The organism is Streptomyces sp. NPDC005576 (assembly GCF_042871745.1).
Lineage (GTDB): Bacteria > Actinomycetota > Actinomycetes > Streptomycetales > Streptomycetaceae > Streptomyces.
This window is the reverse complement of the sequence record NZ_JBIAJC010000017.1, coordinates 24,215-48,367: the sequence shown is the minus strand read 5'-3', so window position 1 is coordinate 48,367 and position 24,153 is coordinate 24,215. Positions and strand designations below refer to the sequence as shown.

General features: G+C 72.2%; 19 protein-coding genes, 2 tRNA genes and 1 pseudogene. 2 read left to right on the top strand and 20 right to left on the bottom strand.

From position 1 onward, the window contains the following. Nucleotides 1–632 precede the first annotated feature (632 nt). On the bottom strand, nucleotides 633–1,619 hold the full coding sequence (gene holA / locus ACFYPN_RS27380; protein WP_389301833.1) for a DNA polymerase III subunit delta: 987 nt from the start codon (nucleotides 1,617–1,619) through the stop codon (nucleotides 633–635). Nucleotides 1,620–1,818: 199 nt separating this feature from the next. Between holA and ACFYPN_RS27375 the strand changes: the two genes are divergently transcribed. Then, the gene (locus tag ACFYPN_RS27375; protein WP_358766099.1) at nucleotides 1,819–2,064 is read left to right on the top strand and encodes a hypothetical protein; all 246 of its coding nucleotides are present in this window, start codon (nucleotides 1,819–1,821) and stop codon (nucleotides 2,062–2,064) included. 204 nt (nucleotides 2,065–2,268) lie between these two features. Here ACFYPN_RS27375 and ACFYPN_RS27370 read toward each other — a convergent pair whose 3' ends face one another. The 15 genes from ACFYPN_RS27370 to ACFYPN_RS27300 form a co-directional block, all read right to left on the bottom strand. Further along, nucleotides 2,269–3,153, bottom strand: a complete 885-nt coding sequence (locus tag ACFYPN_RS27370; RefSeq protein WP_389301830.1) for a YceI family protein — start codon at nucleotides 3,151–3,153, stop codon at nucleotides 2,269–2,271. A gap of 466 nt (nucleotides 3,154–3,619) precedes the next feature. Further along, nucleotides 3,620–6,304 (bottom strand): ComEC/Rec2 family competence protein, encoded by a 2,685-nt coding sequence (locus ACFYPN_RS27365; RefSeq protein WP_389301827.1) that lies wholly within the window; start codon nucleotides 6,302–6,304, stop codon nucleotides 3,620–3,622. Beyond that, nucleotides 6,301–7,431: a helix-hairpin-helix domain-containing protein gene (locus ACFYPN_RS27360; protein ID WP_389301825.1), complete on the bottom strand. Its 1,131-nt coding sequence runs from the start codon at nucleotides 7,429–7,431 to the stop codon at nucleotides 6,301–6,303. Before ACFYPN_RS27360 ends, ACFYPN_RS27365 begins: the two co-directional genes overlap by 4 nt. Before the next feature lie 125 nt (nucleotides 7,432–7,556). Next, nucleotides 7,557–8,402, bottom strand: a complete 846-nt coding sequence (locus tag ACFYPN_RS27355) for a DegV family protein (protein WP_358766242.1) — start codon at nucleotides 8,400–8,402, stop codon at nucleotides 7,557–7,559. A gap of 213 nt (nucleotides 8,403–8,615) precedes the next feature. Further along, nucleotides 8,616–9,362, bottom strand: coding sequence for a hypothetical protein (locus ACFYPN_RS27350; RefSeq protein ID WP_358766244.1), 747 nt, complete (start codon nucleotides 9,360–9,362; stop codon nucleotides 8,616–8,618). Between the two features lie 293 nt (nucleotides 9,363–9,655). Then, nucleotides 9,656–12,529, bottom strand: a complete 2,874-nt coding sequence (gene leuS, locus ACFYPN_RS27345) for a leucine--tRNA ligase (RefSeq protein ID WP_389301822.1) — start codon at nucleotides 12,527–12,529, stop codon at nucleotides 9,656–9,658. 322 nt (nucleotides 12,530–12,851) lie between these two features. Next, a tRNA-Ala gene (locus tag ACFYPN_RS27340) sits at nucleotides 12,852–12,924 on the bottom strand. 170 nt (nucleotides 12,925–13,094) lie between these two features. After that, on the bottom strand, nucleotides 13,095–13,328 hold the full coding sequence (locus ACFYPN_RS27335; RefSeq protein WP_275494237.1) for a hypothetical protein: 234 nt from the start codon (nucleotides 13,326–13,328) through the stop codon (nucleotides 13,095–13,097). Nucleotides 13,329–13,891: 563 nt separating this feature from the next. Further along, nucleotides 13,892–13,964 (bottom strand) — tRNA-Ala (locus tag ACFYPN_RS27330). 146 nt (nucleotides 13,965–14,110) lie between these two features. Then, on the bottom strand, nucleotides 14,111–14,764 hold the full coding sequence (locus ACFYPN_RS27325) for a histidine phosphatase family protein (protein ID WP_358765866.1): 654 nt from the start codon (nucleotides 14,762–14,764) through the stop codon (nucleotides 14,111–14,113). Next, nucleotides 14,761–15,192, bottom strand: a complete 432-nt coding sequence (gene rsfS / locus ACFYPN_RS27320; protein ID WP_358765860.1) for a ribosome silencing factor — start codon at nucleotides 15,190–15,192, stop codon at nucleotides 14,761–14,763. The genes ACFYPN_RS27325 and rsfS overlap by 4 nt, the downstream gene beginning before the upstream one ends. 234 nt (nucleotides 15,193–15,426) lie before the next feature. Beyond that, nucleotides 15,427–17,328 (bottom strand): LytR C-terminal domain-containing protein, encoded by a 1,902-nt coding sequence (locus ACFYPN_RS27315; RefSeq protein ID WP_389301818.1) that lies wholly within the window; start codon nucleotides 17,326–17,328, stop codon nucleotides 15,427–15,429. A 22-nt stretch (nucleotides 17,329–17,350) separates the two neighbouring features. Next, complete coding sequence (gene nadD / locus ACFYPN_RS27310) at nucleotides 17,351–17,968, bottom strand: nicotinate-nucleotide adenylyltransferase (protein WP_358765856.1); 618 nt, start codon at nucleotides 17,966–17,968, stop codon at nucleotides 17,351–17,353. A 32-nt stretch (nucleotides 17,969–18,000) separates the two neighbouring features. After that, nucleotides 18,001–18,162 (bottom strand): hypothetical protein, encoded by a 162-nt coding sequence (locus ACFYPN_RS27305; protein ID WP_275494233.1) that lies wholly within the window; start codon nucleotides 18,160–18,162, stop codon nucleotides 18,001–18,003. Between the two features lie 84 nt (nucleotides 18,163–18,246). After that, complete coding sequence (locus ACFYPN_RS27300) at nucleotides 18,247–18,399, bottom strand: hypothetical protein (RefSeq protein ID WP_358765853.1); 153 nt, start codon at nucleotides 18,397–18,399, stop codon at nucleotides 18,247–18,249. A gap of 111 nt (nucleotides 18,400–18,510) precedes the next feature. On the opposite strand from ACFYPN_RS27300, the gene ACFYPN_RS27295 reads away from it, so the two are divergent. Next, nucleotides 18,511–19,572 carry a M48 family metallopeptidase gene (locus tag ACFYPN_RS27295; RefSeq protein ID WP_389301814.1) on the top strand — a complete coding sequence of 354 codons (1,062 nt, stop codon included), beginning with the start codon at nucleotides 18,511–18,513 and terminating at the stop codon, nucleotides 19,570–19,572. Nucleotides 19,573–19,703: 131 nt separating this feature from the next. On the opposite strand, the gene ACFYPN_RS27290 is transcribed toward ACFYPN_RS27295, so the two are convergent. The 4 genes and pseudogenes from ACFYPN_RS27290 to ACFYPN_RS27275 form a co-directional block, all read right to left on the bottom strand. Continuing rightward, nucleotides 19,704–20,924 carry a hypothetical protein gene (locus ACFYPN_RS27290; protein WP_389301811.1) on the bottom strand — a complete coding sequence of 407 codons (1,221 nt, stop codon included), beginning with the start codon at nucleotides 20,922–20,924 and terminating at the stop codon, nucleotides 19,704–19,706. Nucleotides 20,925–21,521: 597 nt separating this feature from the next. Next, nucleotides 21,522–22,133, bottom strand: a pseudogene (locus tag ACFYPN_RS27285) (hypothetical protein); the annotation flags it as partial. 40 nt (nucleotides 22,134–22,173) lie between these two features. After that, a complete protein-coding gene (locus tag ACFYPN_RS27280; RefSeq protein ID WP_358765848.1) occupies nucleotides 22,174–23,457 on the bottom strand; it encodes a glutamate-5-semialdehyde dehydrogenase in 1,284 nt (427 codons plus the stop codon). A 114-nt stretch (nucleotides 23,458–23,571) separates the two neighbouring features. After that, nucleotides 23,572–24,084 (bottom strand): hypothetical protein, encoded by a 513-nt coding sequence (locus ACFYPN_RS27275; protein WP_358765846.1) that lies wholly within the window; start codon nucleotides 24,082–24,084, stop codon nucleotides 23,572–23,574. Between the last annotated feature and the right edge of the window lie 69 nt (nucleotides 24,085–24,153).

Here is a 24,153-nt window from a genome sequence, read left to right as displayed (position 1 = left end):
TGATCGCCGGAACGGACGCAGCGGGCCCTCTCTCCCGCTCCTGACCGGCACCCCGTGCCGCACACCGAACCTGCGTTCGCCACGCGGGTGCGGCACACCGAGCGTGAACGGAAAGGCCCCGTACGTCCCCTCCCCAGGGCGACGAGCGGGGCCTTTCCACGTGTCGGGAGCCCGCGCGTGTCCGGGGCCGCGGTGAGTGGCCTCGGGGGCCCGTGTCCAGGGAGCCCGTGTCCGGGGGGCTCGTGTCCGGGGCGGCGCGTCTCCGGGGGCCGGGAGTGACCGGGGGCGGTACGTGTCTGGGGGCGGTACGTGTCTGGGGGCGGTACGTGTCCGGGGCGGCGCGTCTCCGGGGGCGGCGCGTCTGCGGGGGCCGGGTCGGGTGGGCGCCCTCGGGGCGGTGCGGATCGGCGGTCCGGGCTTCGGCGCGGTCCGGCTTCCGGCGGCCCGGCTTCGGCGCGGTCCGGCACTCGGCGGCCGGGCTTGGGCGCGGTCCAGGTTCCGGCGGCCGGGCTTCGGCGCGGTCCGGCACTCGGCGGCCGGGCTTGGGCGCGGTCCAGGTTCCGGCGACCCGAACTCCAGCGCGGCCCGGCTCCGGCGCCCCGGGCTCGTGGGAGCGCCTCGGGCGGCCTCGCTCAGCGGCCCGTGCGGGCCGCTCGTGCCACCGCGACGACCGCCTTCTCCAGGGCGTACTCCGGGTCGTCCCCGCCGCCCTTGACGCCCGCGTCGGCCGCTGCCACGGCCAGGGTCGCCGCCGCGACCCCGTCCGGGGTCCAGCCGCGCATCTGCTGGCGCACCCGGTCGATCTTCCACGGCGGCATTCCCAGCTCGCGGGCCAGGTCGGCGGGGCGGCCGCCCCGGGCCGAGGAGAGTTTGCCGATGGCCCGGACCCCTTGCGCGAGCGCGCTGGTGATGAGGACCGGGGCGACCCCCGTCGACAGCGACCAGCGCAGCGCCTCCAGGGCCTCGGCCGCCCGTCCTTCGACCGCCCGGTCGGCCACGGTGAACGAGGATGCCTCCGCCCGGCCCGTGTAGTACCGGCCGACGACGGCCTCGTCGATGGTGCCCTCCACGTCCGCGACCAGCTGTGAGACGGCGCTCGCCAGTTCCCGCAGGTCGCTGCCGATGGAGTCCACGAGGGACTGGCATGCCTCCGGGGTGGCGGACCGGCCCAGCGCCCGGAACTCCGACCGTACGAAGGTGAGCCGCTCGGCCGGCTTCGTCGTCTTCGGGCAGGCGACCTCACGCGCTCCGGCCTTCCTCGCCGCGTCCAGCAGGCCCTTGCCCTTGGCGCCGCCCGCGTGGAGCAGCACCAGGGTGATCTCCTCGGCCGGGGAGTCGAGGTACGCCTTGACGTCCTTGATGGTGTCGGCGGAGAGGTCGTGGGCGTTACGGACGATCACCACCTTCCGCTCGGCGAAGAGGGACGGGCTGGTCAGCTCCGCGAGCGTGCCGGGCTGCAACTGGTCCGAGGCGAGATCGCGGACATCCGTGTCGGCGTCCGCGGCGCGGGCTGCCGCCACCACCTGCTGCACGGCGCGGTCGAGGAGGAGGTCCTCCTGACCCACGGCGAGCGTGAGAGGGGCGAGCGGGTCGTCGGTGGGGTTCCTTCTGGTGGCCATCGCCGTCCAGCATCCCACGCCCCGCCGACACCCCGGCCGGTCCGGCCCGGGCGCCCGGCGGCGACGCGCCCGTCGCCGCCGGGAAAGCGGTCCGGGGTACGGTCCACAGTCCGGAGCAGGGCCCGGAGGACGGTCCCGCCCACGGTCCGGGGCGCGGGCACGGTCCGGGGCACGGCTGGGCGCGGGCGAGAATGACGGGGTGAGCGATGTGAGACATGTACTGGTGCTGCCCGACCGTGACGCCGCCGATGAGGTGGCGGAGGAGCTCCCCGGCCGCTTCGGCGTCCGGGAAGAACCGCAGTTGGTGCGGGACGCTCTCGCCGGGGAGGACGACGCCGAGGACGCCCAGTGGCTGGTGGTCGTGGAGGACCCGGGCGGGGTCCTCGACTCCGCGGCTCTCGACGCGTTCGCGGCGGAGTACGAAGGCTGGCTGGAGACCCCATGAGGCTGGGGTAAGGGAAGGGCAGGTCCGGGTCCCCGGAGGGGCCGGGGCGGGGCCCGTGACCCCGGGCTCCCGCAGGCCCCGGCCGCTCCCGGGCGCCCACCGACCCCGGCCGCTCCCGGCTCTCGCTCCGGGCCCTCAGCCGGCCGCCCGCAGCTCCTCGCCCTCAGCTGCCCGCCGCAGCTGCCTGCTCTCGGCTCTCTGCCCTCAGCTCTTCTGGACGATCTGGATGTCCATTTCGATGGCGATGCTGGAGCCGACGACCGCGATCCCCTTGGCCAGCATCGTCTGCCAGGTGAGGGTGAAGTCCTCGCGGTGCAGTTCGGTGGTGGCCCGGCAGGCGGCCCGCGCCTCGCCCTCCAGCCCGTTGCCGAGACCGAGGTACTGGGTCTCCAGCGTCACGGTGCGGCTGACGCCGTGCAGGGTGAGTGCGCCGGTGACGGCCCACCGGCTCCCGCCGCGGTGGACGAAGCGCTCGCTGTAGAACTCCAGCGTCGGGAAGCGGCCGACGTCCAGGAAGTCGCCCGAGCGCAGGTGGTCGTCGCGCATCTGGACGTTGGTGTCGATCGAGGCTGCGTCGATGATGACGTGCATCGCCGAGTCCTCCATGTGCTCCGCGATGCGGACGGCACCGGCGAAGGTGTTGAACCTGCCGTGGACGCGCGCCATGCCGATGTGCCGGGCCACGAAGCCGATCTGGCTGTGGGTCGGCTCGATCTCCCAGTCGCCGGGGGTGGGGAGCTGCGGGGGCTGCGCCAGCTGGAGCCGTACGTCGCCGAGGTTGGCGTGCCCGTTCTCGGTCACCGTGACCGGACCGTGGAAGGGGGTGAACCCCTCGGAGATGACGCCCAGCCGGTACTCGCCCGCCGGAACCGCGGCGAGAATCCTCCCGTACGGGTCGGTGTCCCCGCCGAAGACCCTGCGGCCCGCGGCGTCCGTGACGACGAACTCGGCCTGCAGCACGGGCTGGTCGACCGGGTCCAGCACCCGGCAGCTGATCACGCCGGCGGACTGCGGCACGGTGACACCGGCGAGGGCGCCGCCGGGAGAGGTTCCAGACTGTCCATTGCTGCGAAACAAACGGCCGAACATGCTGCACTCCTGGGGGCGATGACCTGGGGCCCCTACAGCTGGACGTCGTTGTCGGAGCAGCGGCCCGCCGACGAAAATGCATTCGATCACTCTTGCCGCGTTCGAGGCAAACAGAGCTGCTCGTGCGGGGATGGAGGGAGCTGTGACGGGCTGTTACCGAACTTCCTCATTGACGCCACCTCTTATAATTTGATCCGTATTGCGGGCCATCCGCTCCTTCCGGTCGACCCTGCCGGATCCGCCGTGCCAAACCCGCCGTGCCAAACCCGCCGTGCCGAAGGCGGAGTACCGGAGGCGGAGTACCGAAGCGGAGTGTCCGGGCGTCGTGGTCCTCCGTGGGCCTCCCTGGTCCTCCGTGGGCCTCCCTGGTCCTCCGTGGGCCTCCCTGGTCCTCCGTGGGCCTCCGCAGTCTCACCGGTCATCTCTCTGGCATGGTCGCGGGGTCCGATCCCTGATCTTCGCCCCCCTACTGCCGACCCACCACGCGCAGTCCCGCTCCCGCGCCGCTGACGGCGACCGCCCCGTCGACATCCGTACGCAGGACCTTCGCGCCTCCCGCGGTCAGTGCAGCCACGGTGCGCGGGGCCGGGTGCCCGTACGGGTTCTCGGCGCCGCAGGAGATGAGGGCGAGCCTCGGCCGCACACGGCGCATCAGTCTCGGGTCCTGGAACCCGGAGCCATGATGCGCGACCTTGAGAACGTCCACGGCGGCCAGCTCGGGATGCGCGCGTATCAGCCCCTGCTGGGCCGGGGGTTCGAGATCGCCCAGGAGCAGCAGTCGCAAGCCGCCCCGCGCCGTGACCAGCAGGGTGACGCTGGAGTCGTTCGGCTCCTCCGCGACGCCGGTGGCCGATCCCCCCACACTCGCCCCTACCGCCCCGGCAACTCCCGCCGCTCCCGGCCACAGGACCTGCCACTCCAGGGCACCGATGCGCCGGCGCTCCCCCGCGGACACCGGGACGACCGGCACTCCCGAGGCTGCGGCGGTCCTCCGTACGAACGCCGCCTGCTCCGCCGGCTGTTCGAGGCCGGTCGTCTGGACCGCTCCCACCGACCGGCCCCGCAGCACACCGGGCAGCCCGCGCACATGATCCGCGTGGAAGTGGGTCAGCACCAGCAGCGGCACCCGTCTCACGCCGAGCTCCCGCAGGCACCGGTCGACGGCCACCGGCTCGGGCCCGGCGTCCACGACGACCCCGGCTCCCTCCCCGGCCGCGAGCACCATCGCGTCGCCCTGTCCGACGTCGCACAGGGCGAAGGCCCAACCCGGCGGCGGCCATCCCGTCACCATGCGGGTCAACGGCACGGGTCTGAAGACGGCGAGCACCAGCAGCAGAGCGGCGGCCGAGCAGATCCAGGGGTGCCGACCGGAGTGGCGGGCGCCCACCACCACGAGCACGGTGATTCCGGCGAGCAGCCCGGCCCCTCCCCAGCCACCGGGCCAGGCCGCCTCCGCACCGGGCAGCCCCGCACCCGTCCTGGCGATGGATGCGATCCACTCCACCGGCCACCCCGCAAGCCGTGCCAGCGCCTCCGCCGCGGGCATCGACACGGGCGCCACCGCGAGCACGGCGAATCCGAGGACCGTCGCGGGCGCCACCGCGAACTCGGCCAGCAGGTTGCACGGGATCGCCACCAGGCTCACCCGGGAGGCCAGCACCACGATGACGGGCGCGCAGACGGCTTGCGCCGCCGCGGCGGAGGCCAGCACCTCGGCGAGCCTGGACGGCACGCCCTTCCGGCACAGGGCCGCGCCCCAGCGCGGCGCGAGAGTGAGCAGGGAGCCGGTCGCGAGGACGGAGAGAAGGAAGCCGTAACTACGCGCCAGCCAGGGGTCGTAGAGCACCAGCAGCAGAACTGCCGCCGCCAGCGCGGGAATCAGGGTTCTGCGCCGGCCGGTCCCGATGGCCAGGAGCGTGATCAGTCCGCAGGCCGCCGCGCGGAGCACGCTCGGCTCCGGACGGCAGACGATCACGAAGGCGAGGGTGATCAGGCCGCCGACGAGCGCGGTCGTGCGCAGAGTCAGTCCCAACCGGGGTGCGAGCCCTCGCCGCTCGGCGGTCAGCGCGGCACTCGGAGGTCCGATCAGCAGAAAGAGCAGGATCGACAAATTCGCACCGCTCACGGAGAGCAGGTGAGTGAGGTCGGTGGACCGGAAGGCGTCGTGCAGCTCGGTCGGGACGCGTGAGGTGTCACCGACCACCAGCCCCGGCAGCAGCGCTCGCGCGTCCGGACCGAGGCCCCCGGTGGCGCCGCGCAGCCCTTCGCGCAACTCCCCCGCAAGATGCTGCGCGAACGTGGGTCCGGTGACGATCCGTGGCGCGGCACCCGTCGCCACCCGCAGGGTGGCCGCGCTCCGCTCGCCCTCGTGCATCGGGGGGACGAGCCGGCCGGTGATCCGCAGGCCGGTGGAGGGCAGCAGGTTCTGCCACGCCCGCGTCGCGGTTCCGGTCCCCGGCGACACCATCAGGACGACCGGCGTCCGGAGCCGGTACGTCACCCCGCCGGGTCCGGCGCCGGGGGCCTGCCGGGGGCGGGAAGCGGTACCCGCAGGGGAGCCGGAGCGGGCACCCGGGGGCGCGAGACGGGTGATCTCGGCGTTGATCAGCAACAGGGCCGGCATACTCCGGCTGCCGCGCACCTGGGCCCGTGTCCGTACCGGATCGGAGGTGACCGTCACCTCCGCCTCCACCTCGGTGTGCGCCCGCGCCAGCACCGGTACGGGCCCCCGGCGCACATCCGCCCCGTGCAGCCCCGCCGAAGCAGCCCCGGCGGCCGCGCACAGCAGTACGGCGCTCACCGCGATCCTCCCGGTGGGCCGCCTGCCCCTCCTGCCTCGCGCCGAGCGCAGGAGCAGCAGGGTGACCACGAGGCAGATGACGACAGCCACCGCCGTCCAGGTCCCCGGCACGAGGAGACAGAGCGCGGCCGACCCCCAGGCGGCAAGAGCCGGAAGCAACAGCCTCAGATCAGCAGGGCCCTCCTGTCCCGCGTCCGTACCGGAGCCCGCACCGGAGCCCGCCTCGGTACTCGTGCAGGCACCCGTGCGTGTACGGGGACCCCGGGGGCCCGTACCGGCTGACGTGCCGGTGCCGGCTGACGTGCCAGTGCCGGTGTCCGTGTCCGTGCCGGTGGCCGTGTCCCGGGTCATGGCCGCACCAGGGGCTGGAGATCGGCGAAGCGCCGGTCGCCGATGCCCGTGACTTCCCGCAGCTCGTCCACGGAGGCGTATCCCCCGTGCTCGACGCGGTAGTCGACGATGTGCTGGGCCAGGACCGGCCCGACCCCCGGCAGCGTTTCCAACTGCTCGGCGGTGGCGGTGTTGAGGCTCAGGGGGCCGCCCGCCTGCGCCTGCGCCGCACCTTCACCGCCCGGACCCGGTACCCCGCCCGGCCCCGGGGGCTGGGGGGCCGTGGGGAATCCGACCACCACCTGTTCTCCGTCCACGAGAACCCGGGCGCGGTTGAGACCGGTGATGTCCGTCCCCGCGAGCACACCCCCGGCAGCGTGCAGGGCGTCGGCGACTCTCGCTCCGGCCCTCAGGTGCTGGACCCCCGGCCGCCGCACCCTGCCGTTGACGTCGACCACGATCCGGTCGGCCGCCAGGGCGTCGGGAATGGTGGCAGGCGCAGGCCGTGGCGGCGGGGACGGCAGCGACTGCGCTCCGACGTTCTCCGTACGCGGCACGGCGGACTCCTCGGCCGCCGCCCCCACCGCTTCCGGCACGCGTACGCTCTCCGGCCCGGTCGACCAGAAGTGTGCCCCGGCCAGGACCGCGAGGCCGGCCAGGACCACGCCGAGAGCGGCCGCCGTCCTCGGTTCGAGACCGCACCGGAGCTGGAACCAGAGAGGTAACCGCTCGCGGAGAGCAGCTGCGCCCTGCCGCGGCGCTCCGGTCCGACCCGGCGAAGGCCCGTCTTCCACCCGGGCCCGTGCGGCATCGGCCCGGGTCCGGGCGCCCTCCCGCGCATCGCCCGCCTCCCCGTCGGTGAGCAACGTATCGGCGAGCAACGCGTCGCTGAGCAACGCGTTGCCGGGCAACTCGTCACCGGGCGATGTACCGCCGAGCAAAGCGTCGGCCCGGCGGCGCGCGGCGGCGGCCGTCTCCTCGGCCGGCCGCCCCCTCGCGCGCCGCGCCGGGCGAGCGCCGGAAACGGCGCCGACGACGGAGGCAGCGCCGCCCGACCCGCCCGCGGCATGAGCGGAGCCGGGGGGTACCGACGTGTCGAGGACGGGTGCGGAGGAGGACGGACGCGGGGGAGCTGATCGAAGTGCCATGCCTCAGGACGTTAGGCACTCCCGCACGGACTCGCTGAGCAGCCCTGATTTCCGTGGACAACCGACCGATTGTGGATAACTCCGTCACCCGGGGGAGTGACGACAACCCAGGGGCCCGTCGTCGGTCACCGCGCCGAAATCACCGCTGCGAGCAGGCCCGGTCCCGTATGCGCTCCGATCACCGCGCCGACCTCGCTGACATGCAGGTCCACGAGCCCTGGTACCCGCTCCCGCAGGCGTTCCGCGAGCCGCTCGGCCCGGTCCGGTGCCGCGAGGTGGTGCACCGCGATGTCCACCGCCCCCGTACCGGCACGGTCGGCGACGATCTCCTCCAGCCGGGCGATGGCCCGGGAGGCGGTCCGTACCTTCTCCAGCAGTTCGATGCGCCCGCCGTCGAGCTGGAGCAGTGGCTTCACGGCGAGCGCGGACCCGAAGAGCGCCTGGGCCGCCCCGATCCGGCCGCCCCGGCGCAGGTAGTCGAGGGTGTCCACGTAGAAGTAGGCGGACGTGACGTCTGCCCGCCGCTCCGCCGCCAGCACCACTTCGTCCAGGTCGTCTCCCGCCTCGGCGGCTTCGGCCGCAGCAAGTGCGCAGAAGCCGAGCGCCATGGCGACCATTCCGGTGTCCACCACGCGCACCGGAAGCGGAGCTTCCTTCGCCGCCAGCAGTGCGGCGTCGTACGTCCCGGAGAACTCGGCGGAGAGGTGGAGCGAGACGACGCCGGTCGCACCCGCTTCGGCCGCGGCCCGGTAGGTCTCGGCGAAGACCTCCGGGCTGGGACGCGAGGTGGTCACCGAACGACGCTTCTGGAGGGCCACCGCGAGCGAACGGGCCGAGATCTCGGTGCCCTCCTCCAACGCCCGGTCGCCGAGGACAACGGTCAGCGGCACCGCTGTGATGCCGTGCCGCTCCATCGTCCGGGGAGGCAGGTAGGCCGTTGAATCGGTGACGATCGCGACATGGCGGGACATGAGCCGGAGATTACCTTCCGGGAGCAGCGGTACGGCGGCCCGACCCCGGGCCCCTGATCTTTTGCGGACGGTGCGGGAGGCATCTTGCCACCTACCAGGACACCGCCCACCACCTCACATGCCCCGTCCGCCCCCTCCGAAGACAGGCAGCCGAAGAGCGACAGTCGAAGAGCGACAGCGGAAACCGGCCCGGGCCATCTCCCTGCCCGGCCCTCAGTTCGTCGTCTCCGGGCGGGCCGATTTCTGCCACGGCCGGCTGATCCACGCGGCGGGGTCGGACTCCGGCAGCTCGCGGGCCTGATCCCGCCCGGCCGAACCGGAATCCGGGGACGCGTCGGAGCCGGCCGGACGCGGTCCTCGATGTGCCTGGGGCGCCTGGGAGGCGTAAGGGGGCTGAGGCGCGGTCCCCGGCTCCTCTTGCGTCCAGTGCCGCAGTGCCCCGGCCTCCACGTCGATCTGCGCGTTGAGGGCGTCCAGGTCGTCGTCGGCGAACCGCCTGGCCCGGTCGCGGGCCGCCCAGCGCAGCGAGTCGGCGGAACGCGTAACGCGTTCCGTGCGCTCCTTCAGGCCGGGCATCAGCTTCGCCACCGTCGCCCGGTCGGGCTCCCGCTCCAGGCGCCTCAGCTCGTCGTCCAGCTCGCGGCCGTGCGCGCTGAGCCGCTGGAAGAGCCCCAGGGACTCCGACAGTGAGGCGTCCTCGGCGACTCCGGCCCCCAGGGTCTCCTGGGTGGCGCGCATCGCGGTGCGCAGGGAGAGCCTCAACTGCGCCAGCTCGCCGCTGACACCGGGCTGGCCGTAGCTCTTCGCCCGCAGGGTGGTGTCCTCCACCGTCCGGCGGGCCTGGGTGAGGGTCCTGTCGACGCCCCGCTTGGCGGCTTTCACGGCTTTCACCCCGGCGTACACGCCGAGGGCCACGAACGCGACGAAGAGCAGCGTCAGGATCAAGAGCAGGGTCTCCATGAACGCCCCTCGGCAGTCGGCGGTCGATCGGACGGGATGCGGATCGGGAAGCTGGTCGCGGTGCGGCTCCGGCGGTCACCGGGTGACGGCCGCCCCCTCCACGGTAAACGCAACGGGCAGGCCGAGGGTTCCGTCGGAACCCCCAACCTGCCCGTAGGGGAAAGCCCTGGCAACCGTGCCCGGTGGCCCGGGGCCCCGGAAGGCACCTCGCAGAAGGCCCTACCCAGGACCGCGGCGCCTCACGCGGCGAGGACCGCGCGAGGACGGCCACGGGGGACGGCCACGGGGGACGGTCACGCGGGGACGATGTTGACCAGCTTCGGAGCCCGCACGATCACCTTGCGGATCTCGGCCCCGCCCAGGGCGGCGACCACGGACTCGTCGGCCAGCGCCAGCGACTCCAGTTCCGCGTCCGTGATGGACGGGGAGATCTCCAGACGGGCCCTGACCTTGCCCTTGACCTGGACGACACAGGTGACGGTCTCGTCCACGACGTACGCCGGGTCGGCCACCGGGAAGTCCTGGTGCACGACCGACTCGGTGTGGCCCAGCCGGCGCCACAGCTCCTCGGCGACGTGCGGGGCCAGCGGGGCCACCAGCAGGACCAGGCGCTCGGCCACCGACCGGGAGAGCGGGCCGCCCGTCTTGGTCAGGTGGTTGTTCAGCTCGGTCACCTTGGCGATGGCCGTGTTGAAGCGCATTCCGGCCATGTCCTGGGCGACGCCGTCGATCGCCTTGTGCAGCGCGCGCAGCGTCTCCTCGCCGGGCTCCGTGTCCACGACGGTGACCTGGCCGGTCTCCTCGTCGACGACATTGCGCCACAGCCGCTGCAGCAGGCGGTACTGGCCCACCACGGCACGGGTGTCCCACGGGCGCGACACGTCCAGCGGGCCCATCGCCATCTCGTAGAGGCGCAGGGTGTCCGCGCCGTACTCGGCGCAGATCTCGTCCGGGGTGACGGCGTTCTTCAGGGACTTGCCCATCTTGCCCAGGACGCGGCTGACCTTCTCGCCCTGGAAGAAGAACTGTCCGTCCCGCTCCTCGACCTCGGCGGCCGGCACCGGGATGCCACGGGCGTCGCGGTAGACGAACGCCTGGATCATGCCCTGGTTGTACAGCTTGTGGAACGGCTCGGCGGACGAGACGTGACCCAGGTCGTGCAGCACCTTGGACCAGAAACGCGCGTACAGCAGGTGCAGCACCGCGTGCTCGGCGCCGCCGACGTACAGGTCGACACCGCCGGTCGGCTGCCCCTCGCGCGGGCCCATCCAGTACTGCTCGATCGCGGGGTCGACCAGCTGCCGCTCATTGTTCGGGTCCAGGTACCGCAGCTCGTACCAGCAGGAACCCGCCCAGTTCGGCATGGTGTTGGTCTCGCGCCGGTACGCGCGCGGGCCGTTGCCGTCGCCCAGGTCCAGGGTGACGTTGACCCAGTCGGCGTTCCGCGACAGCGGCGGCTCCGGCTTGGTGTCCGCGTCGTCCGGGTCGAAGGTGCGCGGCGAGTAGTCCTCGACCTCCGGCAGCTCCAGCGGCAGCATCGACTCGGGCAGCGGGTGGGCGATGCCGTCCTCGTCGTAGACGATCGGGAAGGGCTCGCCCCAGTAGCGCTGGCGGCTGAACAGCCAGTCGCGCAGGCGGAAGTTGACCGTGCCCTCGCCGACGCCGTGTTCCTTCAGCCACTCGGTGATCTTCGCCTTGGCGTCCACGACGCCCAGGCCGTCCAGCGAGATCTCGTCGTTCGAGGAGTTGACCAGCTTCGCCTCGTACGAGGAGAAGGCGTCGTCCCACGTGGTGGTGTCGGTGCCGCGGCCGTCCGACGGCTCCACGACGCAGCGCATCGGCAGCTCGAAGGCGCGCGCGAAGGCGAAGTCGCGGGTGTCGTGCGCCGGGACGGCCATGATCGCGCCGGTGCCGTACCCCATCAGGACGTAGTCGGCGATGAAGACGGGCACCTTGTCGCCGCTGACCGGGTTGGTCGCGTACGCGCCGGTGAAGACACCGGTCTTGTCCTTGGCCTCGGCCTGGCGCTCGACGTCCGACTTGGCGGCGGCCTGCTTGCGGTAGGCGTTGACGGCCTCGGCGGGCGTGGCGTGACCGCCGGTCCAGACCGGGTGGGTGCCCTCGGGCCAGACGGCCGGGATGATCCGCTCGACCAGCTCGTGCTCGGGCGCCAGCACCATGTACGTGGCGCCGAACAGGGTGTCCTGGCGCGTGGTGAAGACGGTGACGGCACCGGCGCCGTCGACGGGGAAGTCGACGCGCGCGCCTTCGGACCGGCCGATCCAGTTGCGCTGCTGCAGCTTGATGGCTTCCGGCCAGTCCAGGCCGTCCAGGTCGTTCAGCAGCCGGTCGGCGTAGGCGGTGATGCGCATGTTCCACTGGCGCAGCTTCGCCTTGAAGACCGGGAAGTTCCCGCGCTCGGAGCGTCCGTCGGCGGTCACCTCCTCGTTGGCCAGCACGGTGCCCAGGCCCGGCGACCAGTTGACGGGGGCGTCGGAGGCGTACGCCAGGCGGTACTCGCTCAGCAGCTCGGCGCGCTCGACGGCGGACAGGTCCGTCCAGCCGCGGCCGTCCGGGGTGGGCCGCTCACCGCTCTCGAACTGGGCGACCAGCTCGGCGATCGGGCGGGCCTTGTCGGCCTCGGTGTCGTACCAGGAATTGAAGATCTGCAGGAAGATCCACTGGGTCCACTTGTAGTAGTCCGCCTCGATCGTGGCGAACGAGCGGCGCTTGTCGTGGCCCAGACCCAGCCGGCGCAGCTGCGCCCGCATGTTCTCCATGTTGGCTTCGGTGGAGATCCGCGGGTGTGTGCCGGTCTGCACGGCGTACTGCTCGGCGGGCAGCCCGAAGGCGTCGAAGCCCAGGGTGTGCAGGACGTTGTGGCCGGACATCCGCTGGTGGCGCGCGTACACGTCGGTGGCGATGTAGCCCAGCGGGTGACCGACGTGCAGGCCCGCGCCCGAGGGGTACGGGAACATGTCCATGATGAATTTCTTGGGCTTGGCGGCCAGCTCCGGGTCGCCCGCCAGGTCACCGGTCGGGTTGGGCGCCTCGTACGTGCCCTCGGCGTCCCAGAAGTCCTGCCAGCGTGCCTCGATGTCGGCGGCCATCGCCGCCGTGTAGCGGTGCGGCGCAGCCGTCTCGGCGGCGGAATTCGTCTCGCTCATGATCCTCAAAGCTCCATCGATCGTCATCTGCCGGCGCCCACGTCGAAGGACGCGCGTCTACGGAAACGAAAAAGCCCCTCGCACAGGAGGGGACGCCGCGCCGAGTCCGACCAGGCGTTCTCACCGGTCGGCAGTGATCAGCGCGGCTCGCTAAGCAGAAGGCGTACGGCACGCATGGCGTCAGGGTACCGCACAGGGCCGGAGCGTCATCGGGAGCGGCCACGGACCGGACAGCCGGCCGACGGGCGCGGGAATCCGGCGGAGGTGGCCGGGAACGAAGAAGGCGGACCATCCGAATCGGATGGTCCGCCTTCTTCAACTGTGGAGCTAAGGAGAATTGAACTCCTGACCTCCTGCATGCCATGCAGGCGCTCTACCAACTGAGCTATAGCCCCTTGTTTCGCCGCCGCCCGGTTTCCCTTGGCGACATCGAGAACATTACACGGCCTCCCCGGTGGTCCCCAAATCCATTCGAGCTCCGCCCGACATGACCGGCATGCACCTATGGGCGGCAGGCCCCCACGAGTGGCGGGCGCCGTCATCGCGGGTGCCCCGGCCGCTCCCGTCAGGCGGTGGCGAAGGAGTAGAACCGCTTGAGGGTGCAGTGCTCCTCCAGGAGCCGCCCGTAGATCGGCTCCCCCTCCAGCTCGCGGTACGTCTCGATGGGGTCGCCTTTTATGATCAGCGCCCGCGCGCACTCCTCGCACCAGTACTGGTAGTCCGCATTGATCGGATCCATGTCCCTGACGATGGGCGTACCGCTGCCACACCAGTCGCATTTCCGCCTGTGTGCACCCATGCAGTCAGCTCCAGCTGTGGCCGCTGGCCGTGCGTGCGCACCGGATCCCGCCGCCCCCCGGCGTCTGGACCACCTGGGAGGAGCCGCGGGACGGGCAGCCGGGACCGGACCGGTGTTCGGGAATCTCGGTAACTACGGGACGGGCGGGCGGAGCTGGGGCATCGGGCGCAGACGACTGACCCGGGACCCGCACGCGGCTCGCAGGCATCGCGTTCCCTCCCGATCGGTCCGTGGCCCCCTCCGGCGCTCCGATTCTGCCATGACACCGCAAGAGGGGACGCCCGCCGAACCGCACCCCGGACGGGCGACTGACGCCACGTCAGTACGACCGGCCGGGATACGGGCGGCAGCACGGCGGCCAACGCCACGGATCGGGACGGGGTCGAACGGGGCGGACCGCGCCGGGAAATGGCCGGAACGGGGCCGGACCGCCGCCCGCCGACCGCCGGCCGCCGCCCGCCGACCGCCGGCAGAGAAGCGGCGGGTCGGCGGGAGGCCGTCCGTCGGCACCGGACTCCGATACGCAGAAGATCCCGCCCCCAAGGGGACGGGATCTTCATCTGTGGAGCTAAGGAGAATTGAACTCCTGACCTCCTGCATGCCATGCAGGCGCTCTACCAACTGAGCTATAGCCCCGCTGTTCGCTGTTCTTACTCCGCGTCCTCACCGTGTGGTGTTTTCCGCGCTGCGAACAAGAAGAACTCTAGCCTGTGACCAGCCGGAAAGTGAAATCCGGCCGGTGCCGCCCTCCCGGAGGTACCCCCCGGGGATCGGGCGGCCCCTCAGGTGTCGTCGCCGAGCACCGGTTCGGGCAGGGTTCCGGCGTTGTGCTCCAGCAGACGCCAGCCGCGCGCGCCCTCGCCCAGCACCGACCAGCAGCAGTTGCTGAGTCCGCCGAGGCCCTCCCAGTGGTGGGCCTCCAGTCCGAGCAGCCGGCCGATCGTGGTCCGGATGGTGCCGCCGTGACTGACCACGACGAGCGTGCCGCCGTCGGGGAGCCGGTCGGCGTGTTCCAGGACGACCGGTGCGGCCCGGTCGGCCACCTCGGTCTCCAGCTCGCCGCCGCCCCGGCGTACGGGTTCGCCCCGCTTCCAGGCGGCGTACTGCTCGCCGTACCGGCCGATGATCTCCTCGTGCGTGAGCCCCTGCCACTCCCCGGCGTAGGTCTCGCGCAGACCGGCGTGGTGGGTGACCGTGAGGCCCGTCACGGCGGACAGCTCGGCGGCCGTGGCCGCCGCGCGCCGAAGATCCGAGGCGACGACGGCGTGGGGCTTCAGGGATGCCAGGAGGCGGGCGGCCCGACGGGCCTGCCCGACTCCGGTATCGGTCAATTCGATGTCCGTGGTGCCCTGGAAGCGTCGCTCCAGGTTCCACGCCGTCTGACCGTGCCGCCAGAGGACTACGCGGCGGCCCCGGCCGCTGTCGCTGCCGTTCAGCTCGCGTCACCTTCCGCGGTGCCGTTGAGCTGGGCGTGCTCCGCGGCCTTGCCCCGGGTCTTCAGCGCGTCCTCAGGGAGCGCGATCTCGGGGCAGTCCTTCCACAGGCGCTCGAGCGCGTAGAAGACGCGCTCCTCGCTGTGCTGGACGTGGATGACGATGTCGACGTAGTCGAGCAGGATCCAGCGGGCGTCGCGGTCGCCCTCACGGCGCACCGGCTTGGCACCGAGCTCCTTCTGGAGCCGCTCCTCGATCTCGTCGACGATCGACTTGACCTGGCGGTCGTTGGGGGCCGAGGCCAGCAGGAAGGCGTCGGTGATCGACAGGACGTCACTGACGTCGTAGGCGATGATGTCGTGCGCGAGCCGGTCGGCCGCCGCCTGGGCGGCGGCGTTGATGAGCTCGATGGAGCGGTCCGTGGCGGTCACATGCAGGCTTTCGTCGGCGGGCTGGGCAGTCCCTGGAAGCTGTTCCGTCGCCCCTGGCGGATCGGCACGCGGACGGGGCGGCGGGTTCCGTCGCTGTCGTCACGTGCCCGCCAGAAATCGCGGGACTGTTCTTTAGCTTCTCACGGACCGCCGACAGCGCCGACTGGGAATTCCTCCGGAGGGGCCCCTGCGGTCCGGCCGGCGGCAGGAGCCGACGACCGGACCCCTACCTGATCAGGACTTCTTGAAGGTGTAGTCCTGGCCGAGCACCACGGAGACGTCCGCGTTCGCGGCGGCCTCCCCCTTGGTCACGACGCTCTCGGGCAGACCGAGCGTCTTGGCGACTTCCACCGCCTTGGCCTTGTCCTCGGCCGTGCCGTAGACGATCTCCGAGGTGGAGCGGGTGTCCGCCTTGCCGGCGTCGACGAAGGAGTAGCCGCCGTTCACCAGCACCACCCGCGCCGCGTCGAGGGCGCCGGTGTCGCCGTAGGCGTTCTTCACGCCGACCCGGGTCGCCGCGTCCTTGTCCGGGGCCCGTACCGCTCCGCCCAGGACGTCCTTCACCACGCTCTTGGTGGCCGCGTCGCTCAGGGTCCCGTCGTCCTGCACGGGGAGGACCTCGGTGGTGTAGTCGCCCACCTTGGCGTGCCCGGCGAGCTTGGCGAGCGAGGCGCCGAGGTCGGCCTCGGGCAGCGACGGATCGAGGATCTGGGCCAGCGTCTGCACGGTGATCGTCGCCGCCTTCGGGTCTTCGGACATCTTGCGCAGCACCCCGCGCAACACCTGTCCGAACCGGGTCAGCTGCTTCGCCTCCGGTTCGCCCTTGGCCCGGTACGTGGCGTACGCCACGGCCATCGTGCCGCTCAGGGTCTGCGCCTCGCCCTCGTGGACGAGGGGCGCGGCGCCCTTCTTGGTGTCGGGGACGTCGGTATCGGTGTCCACCTCGATGTTGCCGACCAGTTCGACCAGGTTCTCCAGGTACGGGGTGTCCAGCCGCCAGGTGCCGCTGATCTTCGTACCGAGGAGGGTGTCGATCGACTCGCGGGTTCCGGTGCTGCCGTCGTCCTCCACCGACTTGCCGAGTGTGGTGGTGGTGCCGTCGTCGTTGGCGACCGCGAGGGAGTTGGGCAGCAGGACGGTGGTGCCCTTCTTGGTGGTGACGTTGTCCACCAGCAGGGCCGTGGACGTGCCGCCGCCCTTGGTGTTGTGCAGGTGCACGACGATGACGTCACGCTGCTGCGGGCCGCCGGCGGTGGCGGCCTTCCCGTCCGTGCCGGAGGAACCGGGAAGCTTTCCGGCCGACCAGAGGTAGCCCACCCCGGCGACGACGACGAGCGCCACGACGACGATCAGCCCGATCAGCCGGTTGCGGCCCTTGCGCCGGGCCTCCTCGCGCCGTTCGCTGCGGCTCTCCGTGAACGCCAGCCAGTCGATGACGTCCTCGGAGTCCTCGTCCGGCTCCTCGATGAAGGAGAACTGCCCGGTGCGGTAGTCCTGAGCGGGCCGGCGCTGTTCCGGAACCCCCGCCTCCGCGACGCCCGGCTCGGGCTCCGGCGCGTGCACCGGGGCGGCCGCCTGCGGTCCGGCCCGGTGCACGGACTGCGGGTCGGCCGGGTGCGGGGCTGCGGACTGCGGGCTGTGGGGCGCGTTCTGCTGCGGGACGTTCCACTGCTGCCCCGTCGCGTCGACGACGACGGGCTGCTGCCCGGTGTCGTAGCCGTAACCGCCGCTGTATCCGTATCCCTGCTCGCCGCCCTGCGACTGCTGGGCGTGGCCGGCGTACGGGTCGTAACGCTGCTGGTGCTGCGGCTGCTGCTGGGCGTACGGGTCGGCGTAGCCGTAACCCTGCCCGGCACCGCCCTGCTGGTCCTGCGTCTGCTGCGTCTGCTGCGTCTGCTGCTCATGCGTCTGCCGGCCCTGCGGGTACCGGCTCTGCGCGTCCTGAACCTGCGCGTGCTGCCCCTGCGACTCCTGACCCTGCGTCGGCTGCCCGTAGGAGTACGGGGCCTGCGGGGCGGCGTACGGGTCGTAACCCTGCTGCTCGGGCTGCTGGTACACCGGCTGCCCGTACGCGTCGTAGCCGATGATCTGCGGCTGTTGTCCGTACGGGTCGTACGGGTCCTGTCGGTCGTTCACCACCGGTGCCCCTCTCCGTGGCTCATTCGCCTCGGTACAGCTGGCGTTTGTCGATGTAGCGGACCACACCGTCGGGCACCAGATACCAGACCGGATCGCCCTGCGCGACCCTCCACCGGCAGTCCGTCGACGAGATGGCCAGAGCGGGGACCTCCACGAGGGAGACGCCGCCCACGGGCAGTCCCGCGTCGGTGAGCACATGGCCCGGCCGGGTCACACCGATGAAATGGGAGAGCGAGAAGAGTTCTTCCGCGTTTCGCCACGTGAGGATCTGCGACAACGCGTCGGCGCCGGTGATGAAGAAGAGGTCCGCGTCCCCGTGCGTTTCCCGCAGGTCCCGCAGGGTGTCGATCGTGTACGTCGGCCCCCCGCGGTCGATGTCACTGCGGCTCACCGAGAACTGGGGGTTCGACGCGGTGGCGATGACCGTCATCAGATAGCGGTCCTCGGCCGGCGAGACCTCTTTGTGGCTCTTCTGCCACGGCTGCCCGGTCGGTACGAAGACGACCTCGTCCAAGTGGAACTGGGCGGCCACTTCACTGGCCGCCACCAGGTGTCCATGATGGATCGGGTCGAACGTCCCGCCCATGACGCCGATTCGGCGCTTGCCGCGGCCGGTAGGCACTTCCTGCTCTCCCATGCGTGCAGACCCTACTGGCACGGCGTCACCGCTCAGCGGTCGCGGTTGAAACGGGTGGTGACGAAGAGCAGGAGCAGCAGGGCGACGAAGGCGCCACCGCCGGTCAGGTACGGGTTGAGGCTTTCGTGGTTGCCGCCTTCGCCGCCTTCGGAGGCGAGAAGGACCAGCTGGTGGGCGGTGCTCGTGAGGCTCATCTTCGGCAGGACCTATCGATCGGGAGTCGGAAGGAAGACGTCGGGCACATCGTATGCGGGTCCGTCGGGCACGCTCACGGCGACTCAGTCGTTGGAGTCGTTGTTGCGGTAGCCACGCAACAGGAACCAGGCCATCAGGGCCGCCCCGACGAGCGAGACGAGCAACACGATCCGCACCGTGTTGCCCGGTCCCTGGTCGTCCGCGGCGGCGGCAAGCAAAGCGACGGTGTGCGGCATTCCGGGTGCTCCTCTTAGTTGTCCACAGCCCCCCGCACACCGTAGCGCCAGCACCTAGGCTGGCCGGTGTCAGGGGGACGGGCGGCGTCCCGTATCGACAGGGGGATCCAGATGACCGACGACACCCGTACGAACGAACCCAGCAGGCGGCGCAGGCGGTTCCCGGGAATCTCCTCCCGGGCGTACGAACACCCGGCGGACCGCTCGGCGCTGGTGGCGCTGCGCAAGCTGACCGGGTTCGACACCGTCTTCAAGGCCCTCAGCGGCCTGCTGCCGGAGCGGAGCCTGCGGCTTCTCTACCTCTCCGACTCCGTGCGGGTGAGCGAGGAGCAGTTCACCCACCTGCACGCCATGCTGCGCGACGCCTGCTACATCCTGGACCTGGCGAAGGTGCCCGCGATGTACGTCACGCAGAACCCCCAGCCCAACGCCATGTGCATCGGACTCGACGAGCCGATCATCGTGGTGACCACCGGGCTGGTGGAGCTGCTGGACGAGGAGGAGATGCGGGCCGTCGTGGGCCACGAGGTGGGGCACGCCCTCTCCGGCCACTCCGTCTACCGCACGGTGCTGCTCTTCCTGACGGGCCTCGCGGTGAAGGTGGCCTGGATCCCGCTGGGCAATGTCGCGGTGCTGGCCATCGTGACGGCCTTGCGCGAGTGGTTCCGCAAGTCGGAACTCTCGGCCGACCGGGCCGGGCTGCTGGTCGGGCAGGACCTGCATGCCTCCATGCGCGGTCTGATGAAGATCGCCGGTGGCAACCACCTCCACGAGATGAACGTCGACGCCTTCCTCGCCCAGGCCGACGAGTACGAGAAGGCGGGCGATCTGCGCGACTCCGTGCTCAAGATCCTCAACGTGCTGCCCCGTTCGCACCCCTTCACCACCGTGCGGGCGGCAGAGCTGAGGAGTTGGGCGGAGACCCGGGAGTACCAGCGCACCATGGACGGCCACTACCCGCGGCGCGAGGAGGACAAGGACACCTCGGTGACGGATTCCTTCCGCGAGTCCGCGGCGCACTACGCCGACACCGTACGCACCAGCAAGGACCCGTTGATCAAGCTGGTAGGCGACATAGCCGGGGGCGCCGGGGACCTCGGCGGCAAGCTCAGGGACCGCTTCACCGGTGGCGCCCGCGGCGAGGCGCCCGGCACGGGCCCCGCTCCCGAGTAGGACCTGTACGGGGTTGGCTCGCGGCAGCCGCGAAGCTGGGCACGCACGCTCGCGACGCCGCTCCGGCGCCTTGCGGTCGCATGCACCCAGCCCCGCTCCTTCTTCCGCGTCGCGACCACCCCGTACGGGCCCTACGCCCCGCCCGCGCCGCGAAGGATCCGGCCGGGGTCCGGCCACGGGCTCGGCACCGGCCTCGGCGCAGGGCCCGACTCCAGGCTCGGGGAGACCGAAATCGGGGACGCCGGGGACGCCGGGCTCGGGGACGCCGGAGCAGGAGGTGCCTGGCCGAGCGGGGGGCTGATCTCCAGCGTTCCGCAGAGGCCGCCGGCGGGGGTTCCGGTCGCGTACGGATCGGTGCCCGCCGGCCCGGCGGGGTCGGCGCGCTCCCCCGCGAGGAGCGGGCGCAGCGCCGGGGAGGCGCCCGAGGAGCAGGATTGCGGCCCCGCCTGGACGTACGCGGTGCGCAGTTCCAGGCGGTGCAGCCGCAGATCGTCCCGGTCGAAGCGGAAGTGCAGGAGCCGGTGGACGGTGAACAGGGAAGCCCCGTCTGCCTGCCGGGGACCGTCGACGGCGGGCCGCAGGGCGTAGGTGAAGGTGTGGTCCGCCACCACCTCCAGCCTGCCCGCGTCCGTCTCGGTGTAGGCGAGCGTTCCGTAGACGCGGATCGCGGGGTCGGCGAGCTCGGCGCGGGCCGGGTCGAAGCGCACCAGCCAGCCGGCCGCGGGGTGCCTGTCGTCGCCCGACGCGCTGCCCATGCTCAGGTCGAACTCCGCGGCTTGGTCCGGGTCGAGGAGTGCCTTGACCGTCCCGGTTTCCCGGCCGCCGAGGACGTCGGGGTCGAGCGAGGACTCCACCAGGAAGTCCTTGGCCGTGGCGAGGGCGGCCATGATCTGGGTTTCGGAGAAGTTCTCGGTCCGCCGGACCGCCGGCAGGTTGATCCCGGCCGACCCGATGCGGAAGTGCGCGGCCGGGCCGTGCTCGATGAGCGACCGGGGGGACCCGCCGGGCACGGCTCCGCGGGGAGCGAGCGGTACGACGGTGGCCTGGAGGGGTTCCGCCCGGCCGAGCGCGGGGTCGGGCAGGGGCTGGCGGAAGCCGATGTACACCGCGGAGGCGAAGGCCAGCGCGACGAGCACGACCAGCGTGCCGACGAGGCCGGGGCCCTTGCGCGGCGGGCGCCGGGGCACCGACCGGACGGCGCGGGCGTGCTCGCCCATGCGCTCCTGGGCGGAGAACTCCTGGAGCCGGGCAGCGCGGACGAAGGACTCGTCGAAGACGAGCGCGCGGTATTCGTCCTCGCCGTCGGCTTGACTCTCGGGCGGCTCTTCCGGTGGATCTCCGCGGCCTGCCATGACTTCTCCCGATCTCCGCACCACCGGCCGAGGTCGGTGCGCAACGGTCTGCCGGACACCACCTGAAGACGGCCGAGGGCAGCGAGAAGCCCCCTCCGGACGAGGGGTCACACAGTGAGGGTAGGTCGAATGCCCCTCGCGTAAACGCGCTGGAAGGGGCCAACCGAGGAGTTCGCACGACTGGGCGCTACGGCGCGACACGGCCGGACGGGTGACACCGCAGGCCCCCCGGGCGCGGGAATCACCGGGCGGACGTGCCGCTCCCCCGGTCCGTCGCCCGGTCGTCCGTCGTACCGCGTCCCGTGTCGCTCAGGACGTGTGCGGGACGGCCGGGAGCAAGCGCCCCACGGACGCGGAGGGCAGAAGGCTCCCCGGGGCGCCGGCAGCGCCCCTGAACGCCCCCGGCGCGCCGATGCGCGCGCCGGAGGACATCGGGCTCTCCCCGTCCGCCGGAGGGGGACCGCCGACGACGCCGTCCACCGAATCCGCCGAGTCCGCCGAATCCGAGTCCGTCGAGTCCGAATCCGCAGCGGCGTCCGGACCCACGGAGCCCGTGCCCGCGGCGTCCGGGCCCACGGAGTCCGGGCCCACGGAGTCCGGGACAGCCGGGCGCGCGGTTCCGGGCTGCCCGTCGTCGGGGGCCGCCGGGTCCGTGGCCGCCGCGTCCACGCCGCTCGTGGTGGGCGGGGCGTGGTCCTGGCTGTCGGCCGAGGCCCCGCGGTAGACGGCGCTGAACGCGAGGGCGATCATTCCGATCCCCATCACCAGCGCCAGGAGCCAGGCGATCGGCCGGTGCCAGCGCGCGGAGCCCCGGTAGGGCCGCAGAACCCCGCCGTGCGGGCCGTAGGGGCCCGTGCCGAAGTCGTGGTCGGGGTCGTAGTCGAGGTCGTCCGGATCCGGCGGACCTCCGCGACCGCCGCCGTACCCGGGGCCGTAATGGTCGTACGGGTCACCGTCGCGGCCACCGCCCGCGGAGCGGGACCGGGCCGCCTCGGCCTCCGCGCGCGCCTCGGCTGCGGCGACCAGCCGTTCCACCGCGGTGGGCTCGTGGATCTTCGCGGCCCGGACGAAGTCCTCGTCGAAGGCCACGGTGGCGAAGTCCTCGTCCGCGCCCCCGCGGTCGTCGTCGGGCTCCCAGTCGTCCGGAGACGGCCTGCCCCCCACGTCGTCCACGGATTCAGCGTAGCCCTGGCGGGGCGGTCCGGTCAGGGAGACGGAGAAGTCTCCCTGACCGAACGACCGCAGCCGGTTACCGGGTGTGACCGTCTCCGGTGACGATGTACTTCGTGGTGGTCAGTTCCGGCAGCCCCATCGGGCCCCGGGCGTGCAGCTTCTGGGTGGAGATGCCGATCTCCGCGCCGAATCCGAACTGGCCACCGTCGGTGAAGCGGGTGGAGGCGTTGACGGCGACCGTGGTCGAGTCGACCAGCTGGGTGAACCGGCGGGCGGCGGCCTGGGAGGTGGTGACGATCGCCTCGGTGTGACCGGAGGACCAGAGCCGGATGTGCGCCACGGCGGCGTCCAGCGAGTCCACCACGGCGGCGGCGATGTCGTAGGAGAGGTACTCCGTCTCCCAGTCCTCCGGGGTGGCCGGTACGAGGGTCGCCTTGGACCCTTCGGCGTAACCCAGGACGCGCTCGTCACCGTGGACGGTGACCCCGGCGTCGGCCAGCGCGTCCAGTGCCAGGGGCAGGAACTGGTCGGCGACGTCCCGGTGGACGAGGAGCGTCTCGGCGGAGTTGCAGACGCTCGGGCGCTGCGCCTTGGAGTTGACCAGGATGTCGACGGCCATCGCCAGATCGGTCCGCGCGTCCACGTACACGTGGCAGTTGCCGGTGCCGGTCTCGATGACGGGGACGGTGGACTCCTCCACGACCCGGCGGATCAGCCCCGCGCCGCCGCGCGGGATGAGGACGTCCACCAGACCCCGCGCGCGCATGAGTTCGCGGACGGACTCGTGGCTCTCTCCCGGTACGAGCTGCACCGCGTCGGCCGGCAGCCCGGCGCCGCCGACCGCGTCGCGCAGCACCCGCACGAGGGCGGTGTTGGAGGCGTACGCGGACGAGGAGCCGCGCAGCAGGACGGCGTTGCCGGACTTCAGGCAGAGGACGGCGGCGTCGACGGTGACGTTGGGGCGGGCCTCGTAGATGATCCCGACCACTCCGAGCGGCACGCGGACCTGGCGCAGGTCGATGCCGTTGGGGAGGGTGGAGCCACGCACGACCTCGCCGACCGGGTCGGGCAGCGAGGCGACCTGGCGCACGTCGGCGGCGATGGCGCGGATGCGCTCGGGCGTCAGCGTGAGCCGGTCGACGACCGATTCGGCGGTGCCCGCGGCCCGGGCCCGCTCGACGTCCTCGGCGTTGGCCTCGATGATCTCGCCCGCGCGCACCTCCAGTGCGTCGGCCACGGCGAGCAGGGCGTCGTCCTTGGCGGCGCGCGGGAGCGGCGCGATGTCGGCGGCGGCGGCGCGCGCCCGGTAGGCGGCCTGCGCGACCGGGGACATGTTGTCGTACGGGGTGAGCGTGGTCATGCCCGCAGGGTAGTGCGCGGCCCCCGGACGTCCGGCCCGTATCCCGTGATGCGAGACGTACCGGGCAGGACACCCCGGGCGGGAACGGGCCGGGCGCGCGCTCCCGCCTCCGGGTCAGTAGGGGTGCACGCCCACGGGTGCGGCGGGCGGCGGCCCGTACCCCTCGGCGACGCGCTGGTGGTAGGTCTCCCGGTCGATGACCTCGAGACCGACGATCTCCCACGGCGGCAGCTGGGCGGTGGAGCGGTGCTCGCCCCAGAGCCTCAGGGCGACGGCCGCCGCGTCGTGCAGGTCCCGGGCCTCTTCCCAGTACCGGATCTCCGCGTGGTCGTTCGCGTACCGGCTGGTCAGCAGGAAGGGGTGGTCGTGGGCCAGTTGTTCCAGGCCGCGTCTGACCTCCCCGAGCGGTGTCTCGGTCCCGGACACGCAGAGCGTGATGTGCCACAGCCGGGACTGCGTGGTCTCCCCCTTCGCGGCTACCGGGTCGTGGCCGGTGGTGCGGTCCTCGGCCCGGTCGGACGTGCGGTCGGCGGGCGGACTCCGGTCAAAGCCGGTTCCCGCTCCCACGCTGGTCAGTGCGCGGGTGCCCGTTCCTCGGGGCGGCGCCCCCGGGCGCGCTCGTCTCACCGGCGGCCTCCTGTGGATGTGTTGCCGTGCTGTCCCCTGCGTACCCCCGCTACAAAGTTGACCAGCCCG

Excerpts from the sequence above, each read along its gene's own strand:
- ACFYPN_RS27300 (WP_358765853.1), bottom strand. The coding sequence starts at position 18,399 with ATGCCGCACACCGTCGCTTTGCTTGCCGCCGCCGCGGACGACCAGGGA.
- ACFYPN_RS27350 (WP_358766244.1), bottom strand. The coding sequence starts at position 9,362 with ATGGAGACCCTGCTCTTGATCCTGACGCTGCTCTTCGTCGCGTTCGTG.
- ACFYPN_RS27355 (WP_358766242.1), bottom strand. The coding sequence starts at position 8,402 with ATGTCCCGCCATGTCGCGATCGTCACCGATTCAACGGCCTACCTGCCT.
- ACFYPN_RS27360 (WP_389301825.1), bottom strand. The coding sequence starts at position 7,431 with ATGGCACTTCGATCAGCTCCCCCGCGTCCGTCCTCCTCCGCACCCGTC.
- ACFYPN_RS27295 (WP_389301814.1), top strand. The coding sequence starts at position 18,511 with ATGACCGACGACACCCGTACGAACGAACCCAGCAGGCGGCGCAGGCGG.
- ACFYPN_RS27370 (WP_389301830.1), bottom strand. The coding sequence starts at position 3,153 with ATGTTCGGCCGTTTGTTTCGCAGCAATGGACAGTCTGGAACCTCTCCC.
- ACFYPN_RS27335 (WP_275494237.1), bottom strand. The coding sequence starts at position 13,328 with ATGGGTGCACACAGGCGGAAATGCGACTGGTGTGGCAGCGGTACGCCC.
- ACFYPN_RS27305 (WP_275494233.1), bottom strand. The coding sequence starts at position 18,162 with ATGAGCCTCACGAGCACCGCCCACCAGCTGGTCCTTCTCGCCTCCGAA.
- holA (WP_389301833.1), bottom strand. The coding sequence starts at position 1,619 with ATGGCCACCAGAAGGAACCCCACCGACGACCCGCTCGCCCCTCTCACG.
- nadD (WP_358765856.1), bottom strand. The coding sequence starts at position 17,968 with ATGGGAGAGCAGGAAGTGCCTACCGGCCGCGGCAAGCGCCGAATCGGC.
- ACFYPN_RS27365 (WP_389301827.1), bottom strand. The coding sequence starts at position 6,304 with ATGACCCGGGACACGGCCACCGGCACGGACACGGACACCGGCACTGGC.
- ACFYPN_RS27280 (WP_358765848.1), bottom strand. The coding sequence starts at position 23,457 with ATGACCACGCTCACCCCGTACGACAACATGTCCCCGGTCGCGCAGGCC.
- ACFYPN_RS27290 (WP_389301811.1), bottom strand. The coding sequence starts at position 20,924 with ATGGCAGGCCGCGGAGATCCACCGGAAGAGCCGCCCGAGAGTCAAGCC.
- leuS (WP_389301822.1), bottom strand. The coding sequence starts at position 12,529 with ATGAGCGAGACGAATTCCGCCGCCGAGACGGCTGCGCCGCACCGCTAC.